13 protein-coding genes are annotated in these 14555 nt (G+C 43.5%); 9 read left to right on the top strand and 4 right to left on the bottom strand.

Annotation, left to right across the window (positions count from 1 at the left end):
- Positions 1–247: 247 nt before the first annotated feature.
- Both AACV32_RS14365 and AACV32_RS14360 read right to left on the bottom strand, forming a co-directional pair.
- On the bottom strand, positions 248–1438 hold the full coding sequence (locus AACV32_RS14365; protein ID WP_170895322.1) for an amino acid aminotransferase: 1191 nt from the start codon (positions 1436–1438) through the stop codon (positions 248–250).
- A gap of 291 nt (positions 1439–1729) precedes the next feature.
- Positions 1730–3184 carry an HD-GYP domain-containing protein gene (locus tag AACV32_RS14360; RefSeq protein WP_170895321.1) on the bottom strand — a complete coding sequence of 485 codons (1455 nt, stop codon included), beginning with the start codon at positions 3182–3184 and terminating at the stop codon, positions 1730–1732.
- Positions 3185–3616: 432 nt separating this feature from the next.
- On the opposite strand from AACV32_RS14360, the gene AACV32_RS14355 reads away from it, so the two are divergent.
- From AACV32_RS14355 to AACV32_RS14315, 9 genes are read left to right on the top strand one after another with little or no spacing between them, the layout of a single operon-like run.
- Complete coding sequence (locus AACV32_RS14355) at positions 3617–4789, top strand: methyl-accepting chemotaxis protein (RefSeq protein WP_170895320.1); 1173 nt, start codon at positions 3617–3619, stop codon at positions 4787–4789.
- A 17-nt stretch (positions 4790–4806) separates the two neighbouring features.
- Complete coding sequence (locus AACV32_RS14350) at positions 4807–5190, top strand: response regulator (RefSeq protein WP_013856759.1); 384 nt, start codon at positions 4807–4809, stop codon at positions 5188–5190.
- Between the two features lie 9 nt (positions 5191–5199).
- Positions 5200–5511 carry an STAS domain-containing protein gene (locus AACV32_RS14345; protein WP_013856760.1) on the top strand — a complete coding sequence of 104 codons (312 nt, stop codon included), beginning with the start codon at positions 5200–5202 and terminating at the stop codon, positions 5509–5511.
- Positions 5512–5552: 41 nt separating this feature from the next.
- A complete protein-coding gene (locus tag AACV32_RS14340; RefSeq protein ID WP_170895319.1) occupies positions 5553–7724 on the top strand; it encodes a chemotaxis protein CheA in 2172 nt (723 codons plus the stop codon).
- 35 nt (positions 7725–7759) lie between these two features.
- On the top strand, positions 7760–9379 hold the full coding sequence (locus AACV32_RS14335; protein ID WP_017050555.1) for a methyl-accepting chemotaxis protein: 1620 nt from the start codon (positions 7760–7762) through the stop codon (positions 9377–9379).
- Between the two features lie 15 nt (positions 9380–9394).
- Positions 9395–9943, top strand: a complete 549-nt coding sequence (locus AACV32_RS14330) for a chemotaxis protein CheW (RefSeq protein ID WP_228209078.1) — start codon at positions 9395–9397, stop codon at positions 9941–9943.
- Positions 9927–10805, top strand: coding sequence for a CheR family methyltransferase (locus AACV32_RS14325; protein WP_017050553.1), 879 nt, complete (start codon positions 9927–9929; stop codon positions 10803–10805). Before AACV32_RS14330 ends, AACV32_RS14325 begins: the two co-directional genes overlap by 17 nt.
- A complete protein-coding gene (locus tag AACV32_RS14320) occupies positions 10805–11323 on the top strand; it encodes a chemotaxis protein CheD (RefSeq protein ID WP_017050552.1) in 519 nt (172 codons plus the stop codon). Before AACV32_RS14325 ends, AACV32_RS14320 begins: the two co-directional genes overlap by 1 nt.
- Positions 11324–11357: 34 nt before the next feature.
- Entirely contained in the window at positions 11358–12431 is a 1074-nt protein-coding gene (locus tag AACV32_RS14315) for a protein-glutamate methylesterase/protein-glutamine glutaminase (RefSeq protein ID WP_013856766.1), read from the top strand.
- Positions 12432–12496: 65 nt separating this feature from the next.
- Here AACV32_RS14315 and AACV32_RS14310 read toward each other — a convergent pair whose 3' ends face one another.
- Together AACV32_RS14310 and asnS are read right to left on the bottom strand one after the other, a co-directional pair.
- A complete protein-coding gene (locus tag AACV32_RS14310) occupies positions 12497–12796 on the bottom strand; it encodes a hypothetical protein (protein WP_017043621.1) in 300 nt (99 codons plus the stop codon).
- Positions 12797–13040: 244 nt separating this feature from the next.
- Positions 13041–14441: an asparagine--tRNA ligase gene (gene asnS / locus AACV32_RS14305; RefSeq protein ID WP_170895318.1), complete on the bottom strand. Its 1401-nt coding sequence runs from the start codon at positions 14439–14441 to the stop codon at positions 13041–13043.
- Positions 14442–14555 lie beyond the last annotated feature (114 nt).

Below are 14555 nucleotides of genomic sequence, written 5' to 3'. Positions count from 1 at the left end.
GTTCATATTGTGGGATTCTGACGTCGTGAGCCAGCTAAACGATGTAACTTGTCAAAGGGATCCGGTTACATCGGTGGCATTGGACATAGGATTCAGAGAGTTATAGTACATGAAAAGAACGTGCTTTGCAGGCAAGAGGGGAAAGTGTACGCGCTTCGATGTGAATCAAGTGCCATTTCAGTGAATTGAAGATAAAAAAATAGCCGACAAGTGGCGGCTATTGTTGTCTATTTCTTATCATTATCGATTATAGAACCGCTGCAATACCTTTGCACAGTGGGCCCATATTCGATTTCGTCATGCCTGCCACACTGATACGGCCGGAACCGACGATGTAAATTGCTAATTCATCTTTCAGACGAGCAACTTGTTCCTTGTTCAAACCAGAAAAAGAGAACATGCCATTTTGACGTTCAATAAAGCTAAAATCAGCCTTCACACCTTCGGCTTTTAGGGTGGTAACAAACAGCTCACGCATCTCTTGAATACGTTCACGCATTTCTGTCACTTCGTTTTCCCATTCTGCGCGCAGTTCGGCGTTGTTGAGGATATAAGTAACGACCGCAGCACCGTGCGCTGGTGGGTTTGAGTAAATGGAACGAATGATCGCTTTGATTTGTGAGAAAGTTGTTTCAGCGACATCTGTTGAGCCAGCAACGATGGTAAACGCACCCACGCGCTCATTGTACAAACCGAAGTTTTTAGAGAATGAGCTCGCCACTAAGATCTCTTTATTGTATTTCGCAAAAGTACGTAGGCCTTGTGCGTCTTCTTCAACACCTTTCGCAAAACCTTGATAAGCAAAGTCAAACAGAGGAAGAAGCCCTTTATCAGCGACTAATTTTGCTAACGTTTCCCACTCTTTATCGGTTGGATCAATGCCAGTTGGGTTGTGGCAGCACCCGTGTAGAAGAACAATATCACCCGCTTGAGCTTGCTCAAGATCGGTAAGCATCGCTGCGAAATCTTTATCTTTCGTTTCGGCATTGTAGTACGAATACTGCGTGGTTTCTAAACCAGCCGCATTAAAAACACCGTGATGGTTTGCCCATGTTGGGTTGCTGATCCACACTTTCACGTCGCCGATTTGACGCTTAATAAATTCACCAGCTACACGCAGTGCACCAGTACCACCCGGCACTTGCGCCGTTTTTGCGAGCTTTTGCGTCACAATCTCAGATTCATCGCCAAACAGGAGTTTTTGTACCGCGAGCCCATATTCAGCAGTACCTTCAATGGTGAGATAAGATTTGGTCTTTTCAGACTCAAGCAACGCCGCTTCCGCTTTCTTTACTGTCGCAAGAACAGGTGTTTCACCTGCTTCATTTTTGTAGATACCAACACCGAGGTTAATTTTTTCAGTGCGAGGATCTTTTTTAAACTCTTCGGTTAAACCAAGAATAGGGTCAGCCGGAGCTGCGACAACTTTTTCAAACATAATCATCATCCATGTAAAGTGTTAGAAGGGATTTTAGAAACATAAAATTAAGGTATTTATACCTTTATGAAATATCCGTTACAACACACAAAACAGAAAAACTGAAAATAATTTGTGTTGGCTAAGAATCATAAGTAAAAAGGCGATTTTTTTAAAAAAACTCTATCATCCACCGTTTTCAGGCGGGGAGATTAAATAGGTTTTACTTTGAGAAGTAGTCAGCTCAACGGCAAAATTCATCATCAAATACGATATTTTGCTATTGAGCGGAGGAGTTACTGTAATAAGAGATTAATGTTTATCCTGATGGCGAGCGGCAATGGCGACAAATTGTTGTTCAACACTCAAAAAAGCCTCTACGACTTGTGGGTCAAAATGTGTCGCTTCGCCCTGTAGAATGATGGTTTTTGCTTCATCATGAGAAAACGCGGGTTTGTAAACGCGCTTTGAGATGAGCGCATCATATACATCAGCCAGTGCCATTAAACGGCCTGAGAGTGGAATCTCTTCCCCTTTGAGTTGTTTTGGATAGCCCGAACCATCCCATTTTTCATGGTGAGTGAGGGCGATTTCTTTTGCGATTGCTAAAAAGGAACTTGTGCCAAGGTGCTGCTCGGCAATCGACAGCGCTTGTGCGCCGATCTCAGGGTGCCCCTTCATAATAATGAACTCATCATCGGTGAGTTTGCCCGGTTTCAGTAGGACGGCATCAGGGATACCGACTTTGCCGACGTCGTGCAATGGGGCTGATTTGTAGAGTAAATCAATATAAGTGGGTGTTAATAAAGGCTGATATTTCGGTTTTTGGCTTAGATATTGCGCGAGTACTTTGACATATTCTTGAGTACGTAAAATATGAGCGCCAGTTTCATTATCGCGAGATTCAGCTAAAGCGGCCAGGCTGACGATGGCGACATCACGCGTGGTTTTTACTTCATCCTGTGAGTTTTGTAGGCTATCCAACATTTGATTGGTCAACCAAGCCACAGAGCCTAACTCGTTATTTTCAAAAATCGGTAAGCGTTGTGCTATATCACCTTGAGTTACTTGGCATAGCGAATGCTCTTGAGCGTGCAATATTTGCTTCATCAGCTTTCCCCACTGCCAGAGGATAGCGATCACATAACCGCCCAAAACCAAAGAAACATAAATAAACTCTTTAATAATACTTATCTTGCCATGTCCATTGATTAAACTGGCAGGGTTATGTTCAAGCCAAAAAAGATCTTTCACCGCGACCATCGTGAGTGTGGCTGTCAGAGTGATGATCATCAGCATCATTAACCCGATCATCTGCTTAACAATCGAATGTCGCTCACCTTGGAGTTGTTGACGATTCAATTGTACTGCGTGCTGGCGATATTGAGCTCGTTTAGCGATGAGTTGTAATAAGCTTCCGGTAAAGAAACCAAACAGTGTTAAACCAAACAGGACTTTTACGTTGCTATCGAGAGTGAATTGATAGTGCTGATTGTAGTAAAGGGATAGTGGAATGCTGACAAGAAAAAACAAAACACTATCGAGTTTTGCATACTGCTCTGTTTTTGCCCAATGATGGTGAATAAAGACATATCGACGCATTACCCATGCACAAAATACACTAATCGTGACATGAGTGGTGATTTCTAATGCGCTTAAACTGGACAACATCGGACAGATTCGTCCGCCATAGGTGGCAAATAGCAGCGCAGCTAAGAGGTAGAGCAGTGCGGTGAGTTGGCTGTTGTTTCGCTTGGTATTATTCATGAATTTGATTTCATTACAGTATGTGATGCTTAAGTTTAGGTGATTAAATTCGTTCGATGTTGTGTTTTCGTGATTAACCGATGTGCGGAGGATCAGAAAAGTGATGGATTCTAGTGATGTATTTCTAGGAAAGATAGCTAAATAAAATAAAGCCCATGTGATCCGATCAGTACGTCATGTTATGAGAACAGAGGAGAGGGCCCAATGACGTTACTGAGCCAAACTTAACGAAAGTCAATCGTTACTCTGACTGATAAGAGTGGACTGTTTAAAATTACCTAACACAACAAAAGTAAAATTACATCTACCGACTACATTGCAGATTCCTCCAAGCTTTCCTATCTTTAGTTATGAGCTCTAGGCGTTGCATAACAACTTCTTACATAACGTCATAGCTTTCGTCAGTGTTTTATGGCTAAAGGATAATAAATCATGCTCCTCATTAGGCTGGTACGTGTTTACGTGCCCTTAGTGCTATTGTCGATAGTTGCTCTTATGCCACAGCCAACACATTTTGGTGTTTGGGCTCTATTATTTGTTACTTTTGCTAGTGTTAGCTATGCAATTTGGAATTACGAATCCTTCATTTCCCAAGTCAAAGCACAAAAAAAGACGATTGAACACCTTTCTCAAACACAAGAGATCCAACTGGATGGATATCATTCTTTAGAGCCTCTCTTTGCTCAATCTCTGCCAGTGTGGTCTCGTCATATTGATTTAGCTAATGTGCAACTTACCGATTCTGTTACTCAACTGAGCCAGCAATTTGGTGATCTTGTCACGCAGCTTTCACAAGCACTCTCCTTCTCGCAAGGTTCAACCTTAAAAGATGAGCGTAATTTAATGAGCGAAATTGAGCGTTGTCGAGCCATGCTTTCTAAAGCGGTTTATGAGCTTAGAGAAAGCCAAAAGACAAGAGAGCATATGCTTGATGAAATGCGCAGCCTTGATCAATACACAGTCGATTTAAAAAAAATGGCAACCGATGTGGTGGGCATTGCTGAAAAAACCAACTTATTAGCACTTAATGCTGCCATTGAGTCAGCCAGAGCAGGAGAGGCAGGTCGAGGTTTTGCAGTGGTGGCCGATGAAGTGCGTAACCTTTCACAGCGTTCAAGGGAGATCGCTAGCAGCATGACGGAGAAAGTGAACGTTGTCAGTGATGCGATTAATACTACATTTAAGACGGCTGAAATGGCTATTGCGGCTGAGAGTGAACAAATGGAACAAACCGAGCAGCGTATCGATTATGTCATTAACCACTTCCAAGATATGGCACAAACCTTACAGCAACAGTCTGAGCGGTTAAAAGAAGATGCATTTTCGGTGAAGGAAACAATCAGTAGTGTGATTGTGAAATTGCAATTTCAAGACCGAGTAAGCCAAATATTAGAGCAAATCAGCACCAATCTCAAAGAACTCAGTGACTCATTAGAGCTGCTCAAACAAGACAGCAATCATGCGATCGCAGGCGAATTATCCCCGCAAAAATGGCTGGAAAAAATGACCAAGAACTACACCATGATAGAACAACATGAAAGCCACAAAGGCAAGGTTACTGAGGTGAAAAGCAAGGTGACTAGCACGGACATTACTTTCTTTTGAGAACCGTAAATGAATAAATGAGGAACTCTGTGATGAACAAAACGGTACTTGTTGTAGATGATTCGGCTTCAATTCGGCAGGTTGTGAGTATGACCTTAAAAGGAGCAGGCTATCAGACGATCGAAGCTCATGATGGTAAAGATGCACTATCCAAATTGGCCGGGAATCGTGTTCATTTGGTCATCAGCGACGTAAATATGCCGAATATGGATGGCATTACCTTACTTAAAGAGCTGAAGCAAAGGCCAGACACAAAATTTACGCCGGTGATTATGCTCACAACTGAATCTGAGGCATCGAAGAAAGAACAGGGTCGTGCTGCGGGTGCGAAAGCTTGGGTTGTAAAACCCTTTGCACCTGAACAGATGCTTGCCGCCGTAGCAAAACTGATCCAAGCCTAAGGGGGGATTATGCTGACTCCACACCAAACCGATGAGCAATTAATGTTAAAACTTGACGGTGAACTGACGATTTATGAGGCTCGAAATTTGTTTGAGCAGCTGACCCCTTTTGTGTCTCATAGCGAGAAGATCGCCATTGAACTTTCCCAAGTCACTGCTCTGGACAGCAGTTGCGTACAAGTATTGATGGCATTTAAAAAAGCAAGAATAGAACAGGGATGTGAACTGATTCATCACAGTGAAGTCGTGGTGGATGTGCTGGGTAAACTGGGGCTAGTGGGATGGTTTCATGACCCTATCGTTCTTTCGAGTTCACAATAAGACAAAGTGACAAGCTACTGACGAAGCCCCAGGGAGATACTATGGACGAAATGATGGCTGCGGCGCTCCAAACTTATTTTAATGAGAGTAGGGAGTTGCTTGAAGGGATGGAATCTGACCTTCTTGAACTGGATAGCGGGAATCTTGATGGCTTAAATGAGCGATTAAACGCAATTTTCCGAGCAGCGCATACTGTAAAAGGCTCAGCAGGGATATTTAACTTAAATGAGATCGTTCGTTTTACTCATAAAGTAGAAAGCTTGCTTGATTTATTGCGCTCAGAACAACTTAAGTTGCATGAAAAGCATATTTCCTTGTTGCTTGAGTGCCGCGATCACATGGTGAACTTGATTGATGATGCTCAAACGGGGCAAGAGTCATCAGAAGATGACGTTACCGGACAGCGCTTAGGGGCCCGATTGTCTGAGTTTTTAGGTCAATCTGAACCAGAAAGTCATTCACCAACCACGGAATCTGAACCTGATCACACCGCACTCGATAATTTCTGCTGGCATATCTCTTTAACTTTCCCGCTTCATGCATTCCAAGATGGTATGGATCCGCTCTCTTTTCTTTCTTATTTAACTACGCTGGGAGAGGTTATTTATATCGAGGCGGTCGACCGAAAATTACCTGATTGGCACAACTTTGATCCGGAATGTTGTTATTTGGGTTTTGAACTGCGTTTCTATTCGCCGGCATCTAAACAACAAATCGAAGACGTGTTTGAATTCATTCGTGAAGAAGGTGACGTTCGCATCTTTCCACCCAGTGCCAAAGTGGGTGACTTCATTGAGCACATTCAATCAATGCCCGATGAAAATTATAGAATTGGCGAAATATTAGTTCGTTGTGGCGCGCTCACTGAGACTGAATTGAAGCGTGCATTGCAGCAACAAAGTGAGCGGCGAGAAGCGAGTTTGGACGCGATACCCATAGGCGAAATTATCACTCAGGCTGATGCTCAATTAGCACCCGTACTCAATGCGGCGGTCGATAAACAAAGTAAAGCCCGAGAGGCGCTAACCAAAGAGCAAAAAAGCTTGCGAGTGGATGCTGAAAAGTTAGATACCTTAATTAATTTAGTCGGGGAATTGGTCACCGCAGGTGCCGGCAGTGCATTACAGGCGGAGCTAATTGGCGAAAATGTAATGATTGAATCTGTTGCACGGCTCAATGGCCTTCTCGAAGAAGTCAGAGACGCGGCACTACAGCTTAGAATGGTGGCTATCGGTGCGACATTTGCCCGTTTTCAACGCGTTGTTCGTGATATGGCGAAGGAGCTAAACAAAAGTATTCATCTTACGATTACCGGTGCGGATACCGAATTAGATAAATCAGTGATTGAAAAAATTGGCGATCCTTTAATGCATTTAGTGCGCAATGCGATTGACCACGGCATTGAAACAGAGGAAGAGCGTGTCGCAAATGGTAAACCTTCTCACGGCACCATCACGCTCAATGCTTACCATGACTCAGGCAATATAGTGATCGATGTGATCGATGACGGAAAAGGGCTCAACAGCGAAAAATTGCGCGCCAAAGCGATTGAAAAAGGGCTACTTGATGAAAACCAACTCGTGAGCGATGACGAGATTTTTCAGCTCATTTTTGAGCCCGGCTTTTCAACGGCCCAGCAGGTTTCCAATATTTCAGGGCGCGGTGTCGGTATGGACGTAGTGAAGCGAAATATTACTGATTTGCGAGGTCGAGTAGAGATTCACAGCCTACTTAATCGAGGAACAACTATCCGCATTGTATTGCCGCTCACACTCGCGATCATTGATGGTTTCCTAATTGAAGTGAGTAGCGAAACCTTCGTTGTGCCATTGGATGCCGTTCAAGAATGCGTCGAACTTGATGACCAGTGGCTCAAAGATGGCCAAGGCAAACCTTATATTAATCTCAGGGGACAAGTGCTGCCTTTAATTGATTTAAGAGTGCAATTTAACCTCACTGCGCGTCGCTCAAAACGCCAAAATGTGGTGGTGGTCAGTAGTGCGGGGCAAAGTGCTGGTTTGATCGTGGATAATTTGTTGGGGGAATTACAAACCGTAATTAAGCCACTTGGGCCGATTTTTTCACGGGTTAAAGGAATCAGCGGTTCGACTATTTTGGGCAGCGGGGATATTGCTCTTATCTTAGATATCGCCAGTTTATCGCAACATATTATGAAGGAAGAGTCGAAGCATCGCTTATTGGCAATGCACTAACTTGGCTCAATTACATCGTCAGAAAGGAATAGGCTATGTTTAAAAATATTTCAGTTAAATTCAAACTAAGTATGCTAGTTGGCATCTTAAGTTTGTTACTCATTGTGGTCGGATCACTCGGGCTTTATGGCATGCAAAAAACACTGCATGGGCTAGAAACGGTCTACTATGACCGAACCGTACCAGCACTGTCTATCGGTGACATTAAATCTCGTCTTCTGAGCAATCGTATAGCGCTGGCTTTCTCACAACTGTACCCAGAAGCGGATATTATTCGTGCCCAAATCGAGACCGTCGAGAATCATCTCAAAGTAATCGATGAAAAATGGAGCAAATACAAATTAACTAACTTAACTAAAGAGGAAGCTGAGTTAGCCAAACAGTTTGAAGAACAGAACAAAGCCTTTGTTGATCAAGCGCTGCAACCAACAATTGATGCTTTGCGACGTTTAGACATTGATGAAGCGACTCGCCTTGCGGTTGATAAAGTGCGCCCACTCTATGCACCCGTTGAAAAAACAGTAAATGCATTAATTCAGCTGCAATCTAATGAAGCGCAGAATGTTTATAACCATGAGGTTGAGCTTTATGACAACCTACAAATGATAGCCATTGGATCAATTATATTGGGGCTACTGTTTGGTATTGGATTTGCGGTTACCTTGATCCGCGGGATCTGTAATCCTTTAGAGCAAGCAGTGTCGCTGGCTAACCGACTCGCTGTGGGTGATTTAACAGGTAAAATTGAAGCGACGTCAGGCGATGAATTGGGTCGCTTGCTTGAAGCCATGCAAAAAATGGTGGCCAAGTTGTCAGACATCGTAGGTGAAGTGAATAGCTCAAGTAATGCATTGGCTTCTGCATCCGAAGAAGTTTCAGCTACCGCTCAGAACTTAAGTCAAGGTGCGAGTGAACAAGCGGCCAGTGTTGAACAGACTACCTCGTCGGTAGAGCAGATGTCAGCCTCAATCGCGCAAAACACTGAAAATGCGAAAGTGACCGATAGCATGGCAGGTAAAGCGGCTAAAGAAGCGAAAGAAGGTGGAGAAGCGGTAGCTAAAACCGTGTTAGCGATGAAATCGATAGCTGAGAAAATTGGTATTATTGATGATATCGCTTATCAAACTAACTTACTTGCGCTCAACGCCGCAATCGAAGCTGCTAGAGCTGGCGAGCATGGTAAAGGTTTTGCAGTGGTGGCTGCAGAAGTCCGAAAATTGGCAGAGCGCAGTCAGGTTGCTTCTCAAGAAATTGGTGAGGTTGCTAAAAATAGCGTTGGTTTAGCGGAACAAGCCGGAAAACTGCTGGATGAAATGGTGCCTTCTATTCAAAGAACATCCGATTTAGTACAAGAGATCAACGCAGCTTCAATGGAACAAGCAACCGGAGCAACACAAATTAACCAAGCGATGGAACAGCTCAACAGTATCACGCAACAAAGTGCTTCCGCATCAGAAGAGCTTGCGTCGACCTCTGAAGAGATGAGTAGCCAAGCACAGCAGCTCCAGCAACTAATGACCTTCTTCAAAACAGAAAATAATCGCCGTGAAGCAGCAAATAAATCTTCAGTTCACCATGAGCAGCAACGCCCTAAACAGAAGAAAGATGTTGAGTTTGTCTCTATGGACGATGAACCTGAGTATGTGCGCTTTTAGTGGCTGGAGGTGAATGTGGCTAATCTTATCCCGGTTGAGGCTAACTCGATGATATTGGCTAAGTCCAATACAGAATTAGCACAAGATCAACAGTACTTAACATTTCAGCTCAATGGTGAAATGTACGCCTTTGCGATTTTGCATGTTAAGGAAATATTAGAGTATGGCAAAGTAACTCAGGTGCCAATGATGCCTGACTACATTCAAGGCATTATTAACTTGCGTGGTGAAGTGGTACCTGTCGTCAACCTAGCTCGGCGTTTTTATCTTAAACCGCAAGAAGTGAATAAAAAGACTTGTGTTGTCATTATCGAAGTGACGAATGAAGAACAGCGTCAAGACCTAGGTGTTATGGTTGACAGTGTTTCTGAAGTCATTGAAATATCAAGTAAGTTTATGAGACCTGCCCCTAATTTTGGTACCAAGATCCGGACCGAATTTATTTGTGGTATGGCTCAATTCGATGAAGAGTTTGTCATTATTTTAGCGGAGGATAAAGTCCTATCTGTTGAAGAGTTGGCCATGATGGAACAGGTCAAAGAGCAGAATGAACTTGCAAGTTAAGCACAAATCTCAGCAACTTGGGAATTCAGCCATGGAGCAAATGCCCGTCATCAGTGATGCAGACTTTGAGTTGTATCGTGGCTGGATATATCAATCTGCAGGTATCGCACTAACACCTAGTAAGAAAGCGTTGGTGGTTGGGCGTTTAAGCGGGCGCTTAAGAGAGCTCGGTATAAGTTCATATCGGGAGTATTTTGAGTATTTGACGAAATTTAGCGATCAGCAAGTACGCAAACTTGAGCGGCAACGAGTCATCAATTTGCTGACCACCAATGAAACATACTTTTTCAGAGAAGAGGCCCATTTTGCTTACATCCAGCACCATCTCTTCACTGTATGGGGGAAAAAACAGATCCGTTGCTGGAGCGCAGCAAGCTCGACAGGTGAAGAGGCTTATTCTCTGGCAATGTTATTAGACAGCCGTTACCAAGGAGAATGGCAAATAGTTGGTACCGATATCAATAGTCAAGTGTTGCAAATTGCATCACAAGGTATTTATCCGATGCTACGCCATGAACATATACCGAAAGCCTATCTCAAAACGTATTGCCGAAAAGGCATCGATACCAAGCATGACACATTGAAAATCGTTAATTCATTAAGGAAAAAAGTGAAATTCGGATTAGCGAACTTACAAAATCAGTTGGATGAACTTGGTCACTTTGATCTTATTTTTTTACGTAATGTTATGATTTATTTTGATCAAAATACCAAACAAAGAGTCATTAGTAACGTTACGAGCCGATTAAAAAGTGGTGGTATTTTATTAATAGGCCACTCTGAAACATTAAACGGACTCAACTGCGATGACTTGCAATTACTGCAGCCGTCTATCTATCAAAAACGAGGGATTTGTGATTAATGGCGAACGAATTTTTACCTAAAACAGAGGCTCTGAACTTGATGCCTGGCGAGATATTCTTTGGTCATCACAGAGGTTGGATTCATACGCTGCTGGGTTCGTGCGTTGCCATTACGTTATGGCATCCAAAAACGCAGTTAGTGGGTATGTGCCATTATCTGTTGAGCCAGCGATCCGCCCTAGGTGGAGAGGCCAAACAACCTGAAGGCTATTATGCTAGCGATGTTGTGGCGTACTTTTCCCTTCAGTGCCGACGATATCAAATCAATCCTAAGGAATGTGTTGTTAAAGTATTTGGAGGTAGCACTATGTTTGCAGGTCACTACAGTAAAGTCGCTTCGATAAATGTTGCACAACAAAATGTGCGACTGGGTATGCAGTTACTGAAAGAGCACGGTTTTCAAGTAAGCCGCAATGATGTGGGTGGAAAGCGTTATCGTAAAGTATTTTTTGATGTCCAAAATGGTGATGTTTGGGTTCAATATGGGCGATCTTCTGCAAGAGAGGTAGCTTATTAATCAGCCATTGAGTGTCGACTTATAGAGGCATTACATGAAAAAAATAAAAGTATTAATCGTGGATGACTCCGCGGTTGTTCGGCAAGTGATCAGCGCTTTGTTGAGTAATGAACCTGATATTGAAGTGCTTACTCCTGCTTCTGATCCCATATTCGCTCAAAAAAAAATGGCTGTTCAATGGCCAGATGTGATTATCTTAGATGTAGAAATGCCTCGTATGGATGGTATTACGTTTCTTAAGCAACTGATGGCGGAGCATCCGACGCCTGTCATCATTTGTTCTACACTGACGGAACGTGGTGCGGAAGTGACTATGCAAGCATTGCAAGCGGGTGCGTTGACGATTATCACTAAACCCAAAGCAGGGTTGAAAGATTTTCTACAAGAAAGTCGGCAGGAAATGTTAAGTGCGGTGCGCGCCGCCGCACAAGCAAAGCTAGAAAATATTGTTAAACCCAAACCTCATGTACTCAAGAAAGTACAGCAAACAATGCCGAATCCGAATCACTCGACATTAACATTGAAGACCACACAAAAAGTGGTCGTGATCGGCACATCTACAGGTGGGACACAAGCTTTAGAAGCGATCTTAACAGCATTGCCAGCAGTCTCTCCGGGGATTGTTATCGTGCAACATATGCCCGAAAAATTTACCGCGATGTTTGCTGACCGGCTCAATGGGCTTTGTCAAATAGAGGTCAGGGAAGCAAAGAATGGCGACCGAGTTCTTCCGGGGTTGGCATTGATCGCTCCAGGTGGTCGTCACATGCAACTGAATCGAAGTGGTGCACATTATCAAGTCGAAATCAAAGATGGCCCCGCAGTTAACAGGCATAAACCATCAGTCGATGTACTTTTTCGCTCAGCGGCAAAACATGTAGGCCCTAACGCTGTCGGTTTTATTTTGACGGGAATGGGAGATGATGGCGCACGAGGTTTGCATGAGTTGAAAGAGAGCGGTGCCTATACAGTTGCACAAGATGAAGCAAGCTGCATCGTTTTTGGTATGCCCAAAGAGGCAATCGAACGTGGTGGTGCTTGTTCGGTGCTACCACTCAATCAAATAGCGCAGGAAATATTGCAACGAGCTTCATCGAGGCACTTATAGATCAGATCTTCATTTATTTTTAGTTGAAACCGACTTGTTGAGACGCTCCCAACAAGTCGTAGTAGTTACTTTTTTAAACCAATTTGAGATTCGATGGCTTCGGTTTCTATTTCAGGGTGTTCGGCGAGCTTTTCTGAAGCCCATTGATTGATATGCTTCAAAATAGCCGACACGGCATGTTTTTTTGTTGCTTGTTCATTTTCTGCCACATCTAGCGCTTGTTTAGGCTTTAAGCCAGTAGCATCTTCTGCGATATGAAGCCAATCAGGATGCCAGTAGTAAGGTTGACCAGAAGGGGTCATCCAGCCATGAACACCGTTTGTTTCACCATTGTACTGCAAATTATCTACATCATTTTTTTTCATATAAGTTCTCGCCATGGATTGATCTGAATACGTGGTTAATGTAACTCGGTTGCATAGCACAATAGAGTGAACATGATCATGTAATTGAACTAAATGTAACAAAGGAAGATGAAATTGAGGTGATTTTGATCACATGTTTATTTGAAATTCACTCTATTGTTATTGATAGTGAACACTGATTGTTGGGGAAATAAAAAAACCACCGAGTTTAACGTCGGTGGTTTTTAAAAATCGTGTTTGATTTTTAGAAGTTTGCAGAGCGTGGTGTACGTGGGAAAGGAATCACATCACGCACGTTGCCCATACCGGTCACATAGGATACTAAGCGCTCAAAGCCAAGGCCAAAACCCGCGTGCGGTACAGTACCGTAACGACGTAAGTCGCGATACCAACTCATATGTTCAGAATCTATGCCCATTTCAATCATACGCGCATCAAGAACATCTAAACGTTCTTCACGTTGAGAGCCACCTATGATTTCACCAATACCTGGGGCAAGAACATCCATTGCAGCGACAGTTTTACCATCGTCGTTTAGACGCATGTAAAATGCTTTAATGTCTTTAGGGTAGTTCTTGACGATTACAGGCGCTTTGAAGTGCTCTTCAGCAAGGAAGCGCTCGTGTTCAGAAGAAAGATCAATGCCCCATTCAACATCAAATTCAAACTTACGACCTGAATCGATTAGGATCTTCACCGCATCGGTATAGTCTACTTGCGCAAAATCTGAATTAACGAACTGCTCAAGGCGAGTAATTGCCTCTTTGTCGATACGCGAAGCAAAAAACTCAAGGTCATCACGACGTTCTTCAAGAACGGCTTTGAAGACATACTTCAGCATATCTTCAGCCAGTTTCGCGACATCGTTTAGATCAGCAAACGCGACTTCTGGCTCTACCATCCAAAATTCTGCAAGGTGGCGGCTCGTGTTTGAATTTTCAGCACGGAACGTTGGGCCAAAAGTGTACACTTTGCTTAATGCACAAGCATACGCTTCGGCATTTAACTGTCCTGAAACTGTAAGAAATGTCTCTTTGCCGAAGAAGTCTTCATTGAAATCGACATTGCCTTGCTCAGTACGAGGAAGGTTAGCGAAATCCAGCGTTGAAACACGGAACATCTCACCCGCACCTTCTGCATCAGAAGCGGTAATCAGCGGCGCTGACATCCAGAAATAACCTTGCTCGTGGTAAAAGCGGTGGATGGCTTGAGAAAGGGAGTTGCGTACACGAGCCACTGCGCCAATCACGTTGGTGCGTGGGCGAAGATGCGCCACTTCACGAAGATATTCAATTGAATGGCGAGTTTTTGCCATTGGGTAGGTTTCAGCATCTTCAACCCAGCCAACAACCTTCACCTCAGTTGCTGCAAGTTCAAATGCTTGACCAGAAGCTGGGGACTCAACAATCTTACCTGTTACTTCGACAGAGCAGCCAGTAGTGAGCTTTAGCACTTCGTCATTGTAATTATTCAGATTATTAGGGACCACGGCCTGAATCGGGTCGAAACAAGAGCCGTCATAAATGGCAAGAAAAGAGATTCCAGCTTTGGAATCACGACGAGAACGAATCCAGCCTCGGACAGTCACTTCACTGTCAACGGCCAGCTTACCGCTCAATACGTCTGTTACAGGCGCGTAAGTCATGTTTGATATAGTCTCCATTGAGGTAAAAATTCAACCCAATGTTCAAAGGTATTCTCACTATATAAAGTGGACAAAAAACAAGCGAAACATTGGGTTGCTTATTACTTTTTAATT

Origin of the sequence: Vibrio sp. B7 (assembly GCF_963888765.1) — a bacterium.
Taxonomy (GTDB): domain Bacteria; phylum Pseudomonadota; class Gammaproteobacteria; order Enterobacterales; family Vibrionaceae; genus Vibrio; species Vibrio anguillarum.
Note: the sequence above shows the minus strand (reverse complement) of the source record. Positions and strands in the feature narration are given on the sequence as shown.

Coding starts and splice junctions, on each gene's coding strand:
- AACV32_RS14325 (WP_017050553.1), top strand. CDS start 9,927: ATGAACTTGCAAGTTAAGCACAAATCTCAGCAACTTGGGAATTCAGCC.
- AACV32_RS14365 (WP_170895322.1), bottom strand. CDS start 1,438: ATGTTTGAAAAAGTTGTCGCAGCTCCGGCTGACCCTATTCTTGGTTTA.
- asnS (WP_170895318.1), bottom strand. CDS start 14,441: ATGACTTACGCGCCTGTAACAGACGTATTGAGCGGTAAGCTGGCCGTT.
- AACV32_RS14310 (WP_017043621.1), bottom strand. CDS start 12,796: ATGAAAAAAAATGATGTAGATAATTTGCAGTACAATGGTGAAACAAAC.
- AACV32_RS14345 (WP_013856760.1), top strand. CDS start 5,200: ATGCTGACTCCACACCAAACCGATGAGCAATTAATGTTAAAACTTGAC.
- AACV32_RS14350 (WP_013856759.1), top strand. CDS start 4,807: ATGAGGAACTCTGTGATGAACAAAACGGTACTTGTTGTAGATGATTCG.
- AACV32_RS14355 (WP_170895320.1), top strand. CDS start 3,617: ATGCTCCTCATTAGGCTGGTACGTGTTTACGTGCCCTTAGTGCTATTG.
- AACV32_RS14320 (WP_017050552.1), top strand. CDS start 10,805: ATGGCGAACGAATTTTTACCTAAAACAGAGGCTCTGAACTTGATGCCT.
- AACV32_RS14335 (WP_017050555.1), top strand. CDS start 7,760: ATGTTTAAAAATATTTCAGTTAAATTCAAACTAAGTATGCTAGTTGGC.
- AACV32_RS14315 (WP_013856766.1), top strand. CDS start 11,358: ATGAAAAAAATAAAAGTATTAATCGTGGATGACTCCGCGGTTGTTCGG.
- AACV32_RS14360 (WP_170895321.1), bottom strand. CDS start 3,184: ATGAATAATACCAAGCGAAACAACAGCCAACTCACCGCACTGCTCTAC.
- AACV32_RS14340 (WP_170895319.1), top strand. CDS start 5,553: ATGGACGAAATGATGGCTGCGGCGCTCCAAACTTATTTTAATGAGAGT.